This window comes from Streptomyces sp. NPDC056169 (genome assembly GCF_042268445.1).
GTDB lineage: Bacteria > Actinomycetota > Actinomycetes > Streptomycetales > Streptomycetaceae > Streptomyces.
The window spans coordinates 158,986-172,338 of record NZ_JBHJUO010000009.1; the positions used below are offsets into that span (position 1 = coordinate 158,986).

10 protein-coding genes are annotated in these 13,353 nt (G+C 71.3%); 4 read left to right on the forward strand and 6 right to left on the reverse strand.

Features of this window, described 5'->3' with window-relative positions; translation table 11 throughout:
- Window positions 1–129 precede the first annotated feature (129 nt).
- Window positions 130–2,325, reverse strand: coding sequence for a discoidin domain-containing protein (locus tag ACFC0G_RS16630; RefSeq protein WP_376403647.1), 2,196 nt, complete (start codon window positions 2,323–2,325; stop codon window positions 130–132).
- 189 nt (window positions 2,326–2,514) lie between these two features.
- On the opposite strand from ACFC0G_RS16630, the gene ACFC0G_RS16635 reads away from it, so the two are divergent.
- Window positions 2,515–3,558, forward strand: a complete 1,044-nt coding sequence (locus tag ACFC0G_RS16635; RefSeq protein ID WP_376403649.1) for a LacI family DNA-binding transcriptional regulator — start codon at window positions 2,515–2,517, stop codon at window positions 3,556–3,558.
- Window positions 3,559–3,576: 18 nt separating this feature from the next.
- Here the strand turns inward: ACFC0G_RS16635 and ACFC0G_RS16640 are convergent, their stop codons facing one another.
- The 5 genes from ACFC0G_RS16640 to ACFC0G_RS16660 all read right to left on the reverse strand — a co-directional run bounded on the left by ACFC0G_RS16640 (window position 3,577) and on the right by ACFC0G_RS16660 (window position 9,438).
- The gene (locus ACFC0G_RS16640; protein WP_376403651.1) at window positions 3,577–4,632 is read right to left on the reverse strand and encodes a phosphotransferase family protein; all 1,056 of its coding nucleotides are present in this window, start codon (window positions 4,630–4,632) and stop codon (window positions 3,577–3,579) included.
- Between the two features lie 151 nt (window positions 4,633–4,783).
- A complete protein-coding gene (locus tag ACFC0G_RS16645; RefSeq protein WP_376403653.1) occupies window positions 4,784–6,175 on the reverse strand; it encodes a GH1 family beta-glucosidase in 1,392 nt (463 codons plus the stop codon).
- 53 nt (window positions 6,176–6,228) lie between these two features.
- Window positions 6,229–7,068 carry a carbohydrate ABC transporter permease gene (locus ACFC0G_RS16650; protein ID WP_376403934.1) on the reverse strand — a complete coding sequence of 280 codons (840 nt, stop codon included), beginning with the start codon at window positions 7,066–7,068 and terminating at the stop codon, window positions 6,229–6,231.
- 61 nt (window positions 7,069–7,129) lie between these two features.
- Window positions 7,130–8,122 (reverse strand): carbohydrate ABC transporter permease, encoded by a 993-nt coding sequence (locus ACFC0G_RS16655; RefSeq protein ID WP_376403655.1) that lies wholly within the window; start codon window positions 8,120–8,122, stop codon window positions 7,130–7,132.
- 11 nt (window positions 8,123–8,133) lie between these two features.
- Window positions 8,134–9,438: an ABC transporter substrate-binding protein gene (locus ACFC0G_RS16660; protein WP_376403658.1), complete on the reverse strand. Its 1,305-nt coding sequence runs from the start codon at window positions 9,436–9,438 to the stop codon at window positions 8,134–8,136.
- 173 nt (window positions 9,439–9,611) lie between these two features.
- Here ACFC0G_RS16660 and ACFC0G_RS16665 point away from each other — a divergent pair, with 173 nt between their 5' ends.
- From ACFC0G_RS16665 to ACFC0G_RS16675, 3 genes are all read left to right on the forward strand, one after another.
- Window positions 9,612–10,910 carry an ROK family protein gene (locus tag ACFC0G_RS16665; RefSeq protein ID WP_376403660.1) on the forward strand — a complete coding sequence of 433 codons (1,299 nt, stop codon included), beginning with the start codon at window positions 9,612–9,614 and terminating at the stop codon, window positions 10,908–10,910.
- A gap of 148 nt (window positions 10,911–11,058) precedes the next feature.
- Window positions 11,059–11,724, forward strand: coding sequence for an SDR family NAD(P)-dependent oxidoreductase (locus tag ACFC0G_RS16670; protein WP_376403662.1), 666 nt, complete (start codon window positions 11,059–11,061; stop codon window positions 11,722–11,724).
- 422 nt (window positions 11,725–12,146) lie between these two features.
- Complete coding sequence (locus tag ACFC0G_RS16675; RefSeq protein ID WP_376403664.1) at window positions 12,147–13,139, forward strand: helix-turn-helix domain-containing protein; 993 nt, start codon at window positions 12,147–12,149, stop codon at window positions 13,137–13,139.
- Window positions 13,140–13,353 lie beyond the last annotated feature (214 nt).

Consider the following 13,353-nt stretch of genomic DNA (forward strand, 5'->3'; position numbering starts at 1 on the left):
GGTGGGGTGGGGACGTGGGGTTGGGGGGCGTGGGGTTCGCCTTCCGGGCGGCGCGGCGGGGACGGTGGCGCCGCCCGGAAGGGGTGTGGGGGGCCGGGGCGCGCCGCATGGGGTGCCCCGGCCGGGCCGTCAGGGGAAGCTGACGACGGTGGACGGCACGGTCGAGGTGCCGGCGGGCACCGTGGACGCTCCGGTCTCGTTGATGACGTGCTCGTAGTGGCCGTTGCCGCCGAGTGAGACGGTCAGGAGGCTGTGGAACTTCACGCCGGGCTTGACGGGGGCCTTGAAGCCGTGGTCCTGGCGGATGTTCGGGTCGACGTTGTAGTTGCAGTAGCTGCCAAGGCCCCAGGCCTCGTGGGTGTTCACGGAGTCGTCGACGCGGTAGGCGGCGTACCCCTTCGTCGAGCCGTTCTGGATGGCGGCCTGGTTGGGGGCGTCGTACGCCTTCTCGTTCTGGTAGAAGATCGTGCGGCCGCGCTCGCCGTACCACTCGACGTCGTACTTGTTGAAGTGCTCGACGAACAGGCCGGTGGCGAGCACGTCGTCGCCGTTGACGCGGACGCCGTAGTCGGCCCGGTTGGTCTCCCAGCCGACGCCCTCGCCGTGGTCGGCGCGCCAGACCCAGGTGTGGTCGACGATCGTGTCGTCGTTGTTGACGACCATGCTGGTGGTCGCCTTGCCGGCGCCGGCGCCGCCGATGCGGATGTACACGTCCTGGACGGTGGTGGGGTTGGCGGCGTGGTCGGCGGAGGCGTTGCCCGGTCCGATCTCCAGCAGGACCGGGGAGTTGACCGGGCCGGCGTCGATCAGGAAGCCGGCGAGGCGGACGCCGTCGACGTCGGCGACCTTCATCGCGGCGACGCCGTTGTCCGGGATGATCGTGGCGAGGCCGAGGCCGAGGACGATGGTGTTCGCCCGGTTCACGTTGATCGTCTGGTCGACGTGGTAGATGCCCGGGGTGAAGAGCAGGTGCAGGCCCTGGGCGAGCGCCTGGTTGATGGTGGCGGCGGTGGCGCCGGGCTTGACGACGTAGAACTGGCTCAGGGGGACGGACTCGCCCTGCGGGGCGCCGTTGGCCCAGGTGGTGCCGCGCGCGTTGGTCCGCTTGGCGGGCGCGAAGACCTTGTACTCGTTGCCGTCGAGGTAGAGATAGGGCTTCTCGCGGGAGACGGGCGTGGTGTCGAGCGTGGTGTAGCGGGGCTCGGGGAACGAGGTGGCGGGTGCGCCCTCGACGCCGGAGAAGGTCTGGTTCCAGACGCTGTTGGACCAGCCGCCGATCGAGCTGTCGCGGGTGTACCACTGCTGCTGCGAGTAGTTGCCGATCTGGCCGTCGACCTTGGAGTCGGCGATGTAGCCGCCGCTGGCCCAGCCGTAGCCGTTCGGCGCGAGGTTGAGCCCGCCCTTGACGTGCATGCGGCGGAAGGCGGAGGCCTGGGAGACCGCCCAGCGGTCGGTGCCGTTGACCGGGTTGAGGGTCAGGCCCTCCGCGCCGCGCCAGAAGTTCTGGGTGGCGTTGCCGTTGAACCAGCCGGCGTCGACGGTCACGTCGCCGTTGATGGTGGTGTCGCCGGGGCGCAGGCCGAGGCCGGCGATCTGGGTGTAGAAGCCGATCTGGGCGTTGAGGCCGTTGTACGTGCCGGGCTTGAGGAGGAAGGCGTGGCGGCCGGTGCCGAACTGGGCCGACTCCTGTTCCCGGAAGACCTGGTCGAGCGTGGCCTGGATGTTCGGGGTGGAGGGGTCGAGGACGTGCACGTTGGGGCCGAGGTCGCCGCCGCCCGGGAGGGTCGGGCCGCCGCCGTCGGTGGAGCCGTACACCTGGAACTCCCAGAGGGAGTAGCCGTATCCGGTGCCGCGGGTGAGGCCCTTCATCCGGACGTAGCGGCCGGTGCCGGAGAGGGTGACGTCGTCGGTGCCGCCGTCGCCGCCGGTGACGGTCGTGACGGTCCGCCAGTCGGTGCCGTTGTCGGAGGCCTGGATCTCGTAGCTCTTGCCGTAGGCCCCCTCCCAGGTCAGAAGGGCGCGGCTGAGGGTGGCGCTCTGGCCGAGGTCGACCTGGAACCACTGGGCGTCGGTCCACTGGCTGGCCCAGCGGGTTCCGGTCAGATTGCCGTCGACGGCGGCGGACGCGGCGTAGGCGGCCCCTTCCGTGGACGAGGCGGTGGCGGTCCTGCCCTGCGAGAGCAGGGTGGGGGCGGCGTGGGCCGTCGCGGCGGGGAGGACGGCGAGCAGGCCGCCGGCGAGGGAGGCGACGAGTGCGCCGACGGTGGCCCGTCGGACGGCTGAAGCGGGGCGCCGGAAGGCCGGCGGGGACCCGACGGAAGACATGGGGCTCCTCGGTGTACAGAACGGAAACATGGGAGAGCGCTCTCCGAAACCTTGCCCGGCGGTCACAACGACGGTCAAGCCATGCGACACGGCTTTTCTTTTGGCTTTCATTAAGTGGCAGCGCCATATGGTTCGGGATGGCCCGAGCCCGTACCACCACCGGACACGGAGCCCCGATATGGTGCACGCGTGGGGAATCGACAGAGCGCGCGGACGGGGAACCGAGGACCGACTCTGGAGGACGTCGCACGTGAGGCGGGGGTGTCGCGGGCGACGGTGTCCCGTGTCGTCAACGGCGTGCGCAACGTGGACGCCGGCATCCAGCAGGCCGTACGCGACGCGGTCGCCCGCACCGGCTACACGCCCAATCAGGCCGCCCGGTCCCTGGTGACGCGCCGCACCGGAACCGTCGCCCTGGTGCTCTCCGCGACGGGAAAGGCCTTCGCCGCCCGGGTGTTCTCCGACCCGTTCTTCGGGCGGGTGGTCGACGGAGTGCTCCCGGTCCTGCGCGAGCGCGCGATCCAGCCGGTCATGCTGGTCGCGGAGTCGGAGCAGGCCAGGACCCAACTGGTGGAGTACCTGCGGCGGGGCGGCGCCGACGGAGCCCTCGTGGTCCCGCTCGACGGGGACGACCCGCTGCCGGCGATGCTGGTGGCCGCCGATGTCCCCACGGTGCTGTTCGGCCGCCCCCACGACGCCACGCGGTGCGGCTTCGTCGACCTCGACAACACCGCGGGCGCCCGGCTGGCCGCCGAGCACCTGTGGGCCACCGGCCGGCGGCGCCCCGCCACCATCGCCGCACCGGTCACCGCCCCCACGGCGAACGAGCGCCTCGACGGCTTCCGGGACGCGTTCGCGGCCCGCGGCGTGGCGTCGGTTCCCGTCGTCCGGGGACGGTTCTCGGTGGACAGCGGCAGGCACGCCATGGCCCGGCTGCTGAGGGAACACCCGGGGATCGACGCGGTGTTCGCCGCGAACGACCTGATGGCGCAGGGCGCCTGCCAGTATCTGCGCGAGGAGGGGATCGCCGTCCCCGGGTCGGTGGCCGTGGTGGGCTTCGACGACTCGGTGGCCGCGCGGCGGGCACGGCCGCAGCTGACCACCGTGCGTCAGCCGGTGGAGCGCATGGCGGCCGCGATGGCCGGCCTCCTGGTCGAGGAGCTCGCCGGCGGCCGCTCCGAGCCCGCCTCGAAGGTGTTCGAGCCGGTGCTCGTCGTCCGCGACTCCACCTGACCCCGCCGCGCCGGCACGTCACGCCTCCAGGGCGTCCAGGGCGGCGAGCTGTTGTGTGACGCGCTCGGCGGACCAGGTGTCGAGCCAGGCCGCGAGCTCCCCGCCGTAGACGCGGGGGACGGCTTCCACGCGCATGACCAGGGCGAGGTAGACCCGGTAGAGGGCGAGTCGTACACGGGCGCCGGTGTCGATGGTCAGGCTCGGCACGAGGGAGCGGTAGCCGGCCATGAGGTCGGGATCGTCCTCGGCGGAACCGAGCGGGTCGAGTCCGACGAGTTCGGCCAGGGGGTCGCCGAAGAAGGCGCGTTCGCCGTCGATGAGGCCGCTGAGCCGCCACGGGCCGTTCCCGGTCCCGACGAGGACGATGTTTCCCTCCCAGGCGTCGAAGTGGACGAGCGCGGGGCGGCGGACCTCGGCGAGCCGGTGGCCGAAGCGTACGGGCAGGGCGGCGAGGAGTTCGGGCGGGGCGGGCAGGGCGACCTCGAAGCGGATCGCGTCGGCGAGGACGGCGTGCAGCATGGCGGTGAACGCGAAGGGCCAGTCGGGGCCGGAGAGGCCGACGGCCGGTCGCGGGTAGCCGTAGCCGGCCCCGGTGACGGTGGCGATCCGGGCCAGGCACTCCCCCAGCCGCCGGCGCAGCGCGGCACGCTCGGCGGGTGCGATCCGCTCGCGGGCGGCGTCCCAGGTGATGCCGTCGACGTGGGTGAGGAGCAGCCACTCGGCGGGGGTGCCGGGGCCGGGCGGCTCGTGGTGGAGGACGGTGGGGACGGGGGCGCCCGCCCGGGCGGCGAGGCGGTGGAAGAGCGCCTCGGTGCCGAGGAGGCCCTGTTCGTGGGTGAGGGCGGGGGTGCCGGTCCGGGGAGCCGTCTTGAGCACGAGCCGCCGTCCGTCGGCGAGTTCGAGCAGGCGGGCGGAGTTGTAGAGGCCCCCGCTGAGGGCGGTGCCCCGGACGACCGCCACCGGGCCGAGGGCGTGGCGCAGCCGCTCGACGGCGAGCGCGTGGGCGCGTTCCTCGGCGAGCTTCTCGGCGTCGTCGGGGCCCGGCGGAGGGGACGGAACGGCGGTGGCGGCCATGGGACGCTCCTGTACGGGAAGCCTCGGAGGGGATCGGAGGGGAAGGGTAGGGCGGTGGCGACGTACCGGGGAAGGCCGCCCCGTCCGTACCAGGGAAGGCCGCCCCGTTCGTGCCGGGGCGGCCTTCCCTGCGTGTGCGAGGACCGTCCGGTCAGCCGGTGGTCGCCGCCCGGTGGGCGCGGATGATGTCCGCGTATCGCCGTCCGCTGGTCTTCACGGTCCGCTTCTGCGTCGCGTAGTCGACGTGGACGAGGCCGAAGCGCTTGTCGAAGCCGTAGGCCCACTCGAAGTTGTCGAGCAGGGACCAGGCGTAGTACCCGGCGAGCGGGGCGCCCTTGCGCAGGGCGCGGGCGCAGGCGGCCAGGTGCTGCTCCAGGTAGCGGGTGCGGTCCGGGTCGTGGACCTCGCCGTCGGGGCCGACGGTGTCGGGGAAGGCCGAGCCGTTCTCGGTGACGTACAGCTCGCGTACGCCGTAGTCCTCGGTGAGGCGCAGCAGGAAGGCTTCCAGGCCGCCGGCGTCGATCTGCCAGTCCATGCCCGTGCGGGGCACGTCGGGGAGGCGGACCTCGCGGGCGTACGGGACGGGGCCGGCCGGGTCGTCCGTGACGGTGACCGGGAAGTAGTAGTTGAGGCCGTGCCAGTCGAGCGGCGTCGCGATGGTCTCCATGTCGCCGGCCCGTTCGGGCAGTTCGACGCCGTACAGCTCGCGCATGTCGGCGGGGAAGCCGCGGCCGTACACCGGGTCGAGCCACCAGCGGTTGGTGTGGCCGTCCATGCGGGCGGCGGCCGCGACGTCCTCGGGCCGGGTGGAGGCGGGGGCGACGGTGGAGTGGTTGGTGACCAGACCGACCCGCGCGCCGGGGGCGGCGGCACGGATGGCCTGGGTGGCGAGTCCGTGGCCGAGGAGCAGGTGGTACGAGGCGCGGACCGCGGCCGTCAGGTCGGTGTGTCCGGGGGCCATGCGGCCCTCCAGGTGGCCGATCCAGCCCGAGCAGAGGGGTTCGTTGAGGGTGGTCCACTGGGTGACGCGGTCGCCCAGGCGCTCGGCGGCGACGGAGGCGTACGCGGCGAGGTGTTCGGCGGTGGCCCGCTCGGTCCAGCCGCCGCGGCTGTCCTGGACCCGGTCCTGGAGGACCTGCGGCAGGTCCCAGTGGTAGAGGGTGACGGACGGGGCGATGCCCGCGTCGAGCAGGGCGTCGACGAGCCGGTCGTAGAAGTCGAGCCCGGCGGCGTTGACCGGTCCGTCGCCGCCGGGGACGACGCGCGGCCAGGCGAGGGAGAGGCGGTACGCGTCGGTGCCGAGGCCCTTCATCAGGGCGACGTCCTCGGGCCAGCGGTGGTAGTGGTCGCAGGCGGTGTCGCCGTCGTCGCCGTTGTCGATGGCGCCGGGTGTCCGGGAGAAGGTGTCCCAGATGGAGGGGGCGCGGCCGTCCTCGGCGACGGCGCCCTCGATCTGGTAGGCGGATGTCGCCGTACCCCAGGCGAAGGACGGAGGGAAGGCCTCCAGGTCGAGCGGGGTGCGGGAGTCGGGGGATGCGGACACGGAGGACCTCTTCGTGATGGGAGGAGACAAGACCGAGAGGGCGGAGGAGGACGTCACTTGACCGCACCCGCGGTGAGGCCGGCGACGAGGTAGCGCTGGAGGAAGAGGAAGCCGACGACGACGGGGACGCTCACGACGAGCGAGGCGGCCATCACCTGGTTCCAGTACACGTCGTTCTGGGTGGCGTAGCCCTGGAGTCCGACGGCGAGGGTGCGGGTGGTGTCGTTGGTCATGACGGAGGCGAAGAGGACCTCTCCCCAGGCGGTCATGAAGGCGTAGACGGCGACGGCGATGATGCCGGGGGACGCGGCCGGGACGATCACCCGGAACAGGGCCTTGATCGGCCCGCAGCCGTCGACCTTGGCCGCTTCGTCGAGTTCGCGCGGGATCGAGTCGAAGTAGCCGGTCAGCATCCAGATCGAGAACGGCAGCGAGAACGTCAGATAGGTGAGGACCAGGCCCTCGCGGGAGCCGAAGAGCGCGATGCCGGTGGCGTTGCCGATGTTGACGTAGATGAGGAAGAGCGGCAGCAGGAAGAGGATGCCGGGGAACATCTGCGTCGACAGCACGGTCACGGTGAAGACCCGCTTGCCGCGGAAGTCGTAGCGGCTCACCCCGTAGGCGGCGAAGATCGCGACGACGACCGAGAAGACGGTGGCCGAGCCGGCCACGACGATCGAGTTCACGAAGTAGTCGGCGAGCGGGACGGTCTCCCAGATGTCGATGTACGGGCGGATCGTGAGCCCCGAGGGGATCCACTGGAACTTCCCCGAGACGTCCTCCAGCGGCTTCAGCGAGCTGGAGATCATCACGAAGACCGGCAGCACCACGAAGGTGGTGAGCAGGGTGAGGAAGATCCGCCGGGTCCACAGGAACGAGCGGGGCGCGGCCATCGGGGAGCGCGGGGCCTTGCGCCGGCGGGCGGGCGCCGTGCGCCGGAGTGCGTTGGCGTTCTCAGACATCGGAGGTCTTCCTTCCGCGGGTGGTGAGCAGGAGGTAGACGCCGGTGACGACGAGGAGGAAGAGCAGCAGCAGGACGGACATGGCCGAGCCGGTGCCGAAGTTCCACGTCTGGAAGGACGACTGGTAGATGTGCAGCGAGATCAGGTCCGCGGCCTCGGGGGCCGCCTTGCCGAAGAGGACGAACGGCGTGTTGAAGTCGTTGAACGTCCACAGGAACAGCACCAGGACGAGGACCTGGTTGACCGGCCGGAGCGACGGCAGGGTGATGTGCCGGAGCTGCTTGAGGACGCCGGCGCCGTCGAGGGCGGCCGCCTCGTACATGTCCCGGGGGATGTTCTGGAGGCCGGCCATGACGGTGAGGAAGGCGAACGGCCAGCCCTTCCAGACGGAGACGACGAGCAGGGTCCAGAAGCTGTTGTCGCCGATGAGCCAGAAGGCGGGGCTGTCGCCGATGCCCAGCTGGTCGTGGAGGACGTGGTTGATGAGGCCGTTGTCCCGCTGGAACATGAACGCCCAGGTGATGACGGCGGCGTAGACGGGCAGGGCGTACGGGACGAGGAAGAGGGTGCGGAGGATGCCGCGGCCCCGGAACTCCTCCTGGAGGAAGACGGCGGCGGCCGTCCCGAGGAACCAGCACATCCCCACGGAAAGGACGGTGAACAGACACGTCGTCAGGAAGGACGAGAGGAGCGCCTGGCCGACGGGGGCGTCGAAGTCGATCGAGACGGTGTAGTTGTCGAGGCCGGCCCACGGCGCCTCGGACCAGTTGCGGATGAAGAACTGGGTGAGCTCCTTGAAGCTCATGCCGATGCCCATGAGCATCGGGACGAGGTGGACGAGGAGTTCGAGGAGCAGGGCGGGCAGGAGCAGCAGGTACGGCAGTGCGATGCGGCGACGCCCGGAGCGGCGTGGTGCGGGTGCCCCTCCGGGTGCGGCCTTGCGCACCACCGGCTCACTCCTGGGAGTGACGGCGGTTCTGGTCATGGAGGTGCGGCCTACTTCTTGGGCATCTGCTGCTGGGCCTTTTCGAGCTTGGCCCGTACGGACTCGGTGGTGACGGGCCGGCCCGCGGCGGCGTCCGCGAACAGTTCCTTGACGGCCGTGCCGACCACGGTCTCGAACTGGGACTCCTCGGGGACCTGCGGGAGCGCGGCGGCGCTGCCGGCGAGGGTCTCGCGGATGACGGTGAGCGACGGGTCGGCGAACGCGGGGTCCTTCTGGGCGCTCTTGACCGGCGGCACCGATCCGTAGGCCTTGTTGAGGAGGATCTGCTCCTCGTCGCTGGTCATGAACTTCACGAACTTGAGGGAGCCGTCGAGGTTCTTGGTGTTCTTGAAGACGGCCATGTTGATGCCGGCGACCATCGAGTTGGTCTGCTGGTCCTGGCCGGGCGTGCCCGACGGGACCGGGGCGGGGACGACGCCCCACTCCTCGGGGGCCATGCCCTGCGAGGCGAAGGTCTGCTGCGGCGTCTGCCACAGGACCATGCCGGTGCGGTCCTTGGCGAAGTCGCTCAGCGACTGGTTCTGGGCGTACTCGGCGTTGCCGGGGGCGACGATCTTCTGCGTGGCCATCAGGTCGACGTACTGCTTGACCGCGGCGACGGCGCCGTCGGAGGTGAAGTCCGGCTTGCCGTCGGCGGTGAAGAAGTCGGCTCCGTGCTGCTTGGCGAGGACGAAGACCTGGTGGATGTTGTTGGACAGGTTGGAGCCCTCGACGCCGATGCCCCACTTGCCGCCCTTGCTGATCTTCTTGCCGGCGGCGATCACCTCGTCCCAGGTGGTCGGCGGCTTGGCTATGCCGGCGTCCTTGAACATCTGCTTGTTGTAGTAGAGGGCGTAGGCCATGGAGTAGAGCGGGACGGCGGCCGGGTCCTTGCCGGGGGTGCCGGTGGAGCCGAGCGCGGAGTCGACGAAGCGGTCCTTGCCGCCGACGGCCTTGAAGTTCTTGGCGTCGAAGGGCAGCAGCGCGCCGGTGGACTGGAGGGAGGCGCTCCAGGTGTTGCCGATGTTGAGGACGTCGGGGCCCTGGCCCGAGGTGGTCGCGGTGAGGATCCGGTTGAGCAGGTCGGACCACGGGATCACCTCCAGCTTGACCTTGATCCCGGTCTCCCGCTCGAACTGGTCGAGCTCGGGCTGGAGGACCTTCTTGTCGACCTCCAGGCTGGAGCCCTGGTTGGTGGCCCAGTAGGTGAGGGTCTTCGGTGTCGCCTCGCCGCTCTCCCCGCCGCCGCAGGCGGTGGCGGTGAAGGCGAGGGAGAGGGAGACGGCACCGGTGACTGCGGCTCTGATTCTGCGCATGGCTCCTGGGCCCTTTCGGGGGGACGGCGGGGTTGCCGATCATGGAGAGCGCCTGGACCGCTCTCCGTGACATCGGCTTAATTTAGGATGTGAGTTAAACCCCACGGGAAGGTCGCGTCAAGGCCTGTACTGCGGGTATGTTGCAACGAACGACTTCAGAGACGGGGACCAAAGTGCACGCGAGAAGTGGCCGCACGGTGCGTGACCTGCGGCGTGAGAACCGCACCGCCGTTCTGCGCAGGCTGTACTTCGACGGGCCGGAGAGCCGCCTCACGCTCGGCCCCGCGACCGGCCTGAGCTCCGGCTCCGTCAGCAACGTCGTCGCCGAACTCCTCGCGGAGGGACTGGTCGAGGAGGCCGGCAGCGTCGACTCCGCCGGCGGACGCCCCCGCACCCTCCTGCGCATCACCCCGGACAGCGGGTTCATGATCGGCGTCGACATCGGCGAGACCCGCATCAGGATCGAGCTCTTCGACCTCGCCCTCACCGAACTCGCCCGCACGGAACGGGCGCTGGCCTGCTCCGGGCCCCGCACCGAGCGCTACGACGTGGACCTCGTCGTCGCCCACCTGCGCGAGGGCATCGCCGAGGTGCTCCGCGCCGCGGACGTCCCCGTCGAGTGCCTCCTCGGCATCGGCGTCGGGGTCCCCGGCATCGTCGATCACGGCGAGGACGGCGCCGTCGTCCACGGCCAGACCATCGGCTGGGACACCGTCCCCCTGGAACGGCTCCTGCGCCGGGCCGTCGACCTGCCCGAGACCGTGCCGTACTGGATCGACAACGGCGCCAAGACCCTCGGCCAGGCCGAGATGTGGTTCGGCGCCGGACGCGGCGCCCGCAGCGCCGTCGTCGTCCTCTTCGGCTCCGGCGTCGGCGCCTGCTCCGTCAGCGACCCGATGGAACCCGGCCGCGCCCTCGAATGGGGACACCTGACCGTCCGGGTCCGGGGGCGGCGCTGCCGCTGCGGCTCCCACGGCTGTCTGGAGGCGTACGCCGGCGCCGAGGCCCTCCTGGAGCGCTGGCGCGAGGCCGGGGGGCAGCCGCCGGCCGGGGCGGACGAGGAGACCGCCCTCACCGCGATGCTCGCCGCCGCCCATCCCGCCAACCCGGGAACGGCACCCGACACCACGGCACTCGCCGTCCTGGAGGAGACCGCCGAGTACCTCGGCGCGGGCTTCGCCGACCTCATCAACCTCTTCCAGCCCGAACGCATCCTCGTCGGCGGCTGGGCCGGCCTCCAGCTCGGCACCCGCTTCCTCGACACCGTGTCCCGCCACGCCGGCGCGTACGCGCTCCGCTACCCGGCGAGCCGCACGCGCATCGACCTCGGCACCCTCGGCCCCGAGGCCGTCACCGTCGGCGCGGCCCTCCTGCCCCTCGCCGACTTCTTCGCCCGGGGCGGCCGCAGCCCCGAGACGGAACCCAGCACCCCCGCCCCGGCCTGGCAGGCCGCCCTCCGGGACCGCGTCTGACACAACCGTTCGGCCACTCCGGCGCACCGTCACGCTCCGTGTCCGCCGTTCGCTCGCGCGGGTGGTTCCTGACCGGTGAGGGCGGTGACGGGGTCGAAGATCGTCGTACGCTCCGCCCGTAACCGTTCGCAGGAACAGAGGAGTTGTGGTGTCCACAGCAGTGGTGGTCGGCGCCGGGCCGGGGATCGGGAAGGCCGTGGCCGCGCGGTTCGCCCGGGAGGGGTACTCCGTCGCCGTGATCGCGCGGACGAAGGAGACCGTGACACAGGTCGCCGAGGAGATCCGGCGGGACGGCGGCAGGGTGCTGGCCCTGACCGCCGACAGCACGGACGAGGAGGGCCTGCGGGCCGCCCTCGACAGGGTCGGCGGCGAGCTCGGCCCGGTCGACGCGGCCGTCTACAACGCCGCGCTCATCCGCAGTGACGCCCCGGGCGAGCTCGGCGCGCAGGGGCAGTTGGACGCCTGGGCCGTGAACGTGGTGGGCGCGCTCACCACGGCGAGCCACGTGGCACCGGGCATGGCCGAGCGGGGGCACGGAACGATCCTGGTCACGGGCGGAATGCCCCGGATCAACGCGGGCTGGGTCAGCCTGGGTCTCGGAAAATTCGGTGTCCGGACCCTGGTCGACCTGCTCGACGCGCAGTACGGTCCGGCCGGGGTGCACGTGGCCTCGGTGACCGTCCCCGGCGCCGTGGCACCCGGTACCGCGTTCGACCCGGACGACATCGCCGAGCACTACTGGCGCCTGCACACCCAGCCGCAGGACGCTTGGGAGCGCGAGGTCGTGCACGGGGGCGTACCGGCAGCGCGCTAGCCTCCGCACGCGCCACCCGGCGCCGCCGTCAAGGCAGCCTTTCCGGCCTCCGCGCCCCAGGCCCGCCCAGGAACACACCCTGAACGCGCCCGGAAGGTCCCGGCACAGGAAAGCAAGAGCCCCTTCGGTCACGCACCGACGGGGCTTCAGCCATGTCCGGGACGAGCGGAGATTCGTGAAGGTTCCATGAACTACACACTGCGACAGGGGCCGCGCGCCCTTCCCGTGGATATACACGAAGCAGGAATCCTTGTTCGAAGAGCGCTGACGCAAATCCAACTGCCGGGCGACCGAGCCCATGGAGCAGGATGAGGAGCATCTGTGCACAGAACCGGTAACGGTCCTCTGGAAAGGAGAAAATTCATGCCCCGAGAGCCACAGGGCAACTGCATATCTCTTTCGGCGGCACCGGGACGATTCACATGAGCGCTGTCCTGCTCGACCCGCCCGGCCCGGTGCGCACCCTGCGCACCGGGGAATCCGCTCTGCAACGGGGATTCCACGCCTGGGGGGATCTCGTCACGGACACCTGCGGTCCGCTGCGCGTCTACCGGACCGAGCCCGGCCACTTCGAAGGGGCCATCGCCACGGGCACCTTCGGCACCGTGCAGCTCGCCGAGGTCCAGGCCGGCCCGCACGCCGTGGAGCGCACCCCGCTGCTCGCCACCAGGGCGACGGCCGCTCCCCTCTACCTCGCGTGCGTCCTGGAGGGAGAGGTCCGCGTCCAGCAGGGCGACATCACGGCCGTCGCCCGGGCGGGCAACCTCTTCTGCTACGACAGCTCCCTCCCCTTCACCCTCTGGATGCGGCAGTCCATCCACATGGTCACCGTGAAGTTCGACCACCAGCTGGTCGATCTCAGGGCCGGAGTCGAGCACCCGCTGCGGGCGGCCACCTGGTCCGGCTCCGAGGGGGCCAGCGTGCTCCTCGCCGACCTGCTCCGCAGCGCCGCGCGGAACATGTCCCGGCTGGACCCGGCGATCGCGGACCACCTGGGGAGCAGCGTCGCCAGCCTGGTCGGCGCGGTCTGCTCGGAGAAGCTCGGCGAGGCGGTGAGCGACCCCGTCCTGGCCCGCCGCGCCCTGCTGCACCGGATCAAGACCTTCGCCCGCGCCCGCCTCAGCTGCTCCGAGCTGAGCCCCCGGCTGCTGGCCAGGAATCACAAGATCTCCCTGCGCTACCTCCAGCTGCTGTTCCAGGACGAGGACAGCAGTCCCGCCCTGTGGATCCGCAACGAGCGGCTGCGCCGCTGCCGGGACGACCTCTCCGACCCGCGCACCGCCCATCTGACGGTGGCCAACATCGCGGAGCGCTGGGGCCTCGACAGCGCGTCGCACTTCAGCAAGCTGTTCCGCGAGCGCTACGGGGTGGCCCCCCGTGAGTGGCGCCGCCAGTCCACGCGCGGACTCCCGTAGCCCGGACTCCCGCGGACTCCAGCAGCCCGGCGGCGGGCCCGGCCGGCCCGCCCGCCCCCTCCCCACCGTCACCCCATCCCCCACTTCCCCCATCACCCCCGCCTTCCCCACCTTCTCCTTCTCCCTCTCCCCTCCTTGCTTCCCGTGCGGATGCACGTGCATCTCAGCGGTGTGCGCAAACCCGTTATGTCGTATGCGTGTTCGCGCCAGCGGC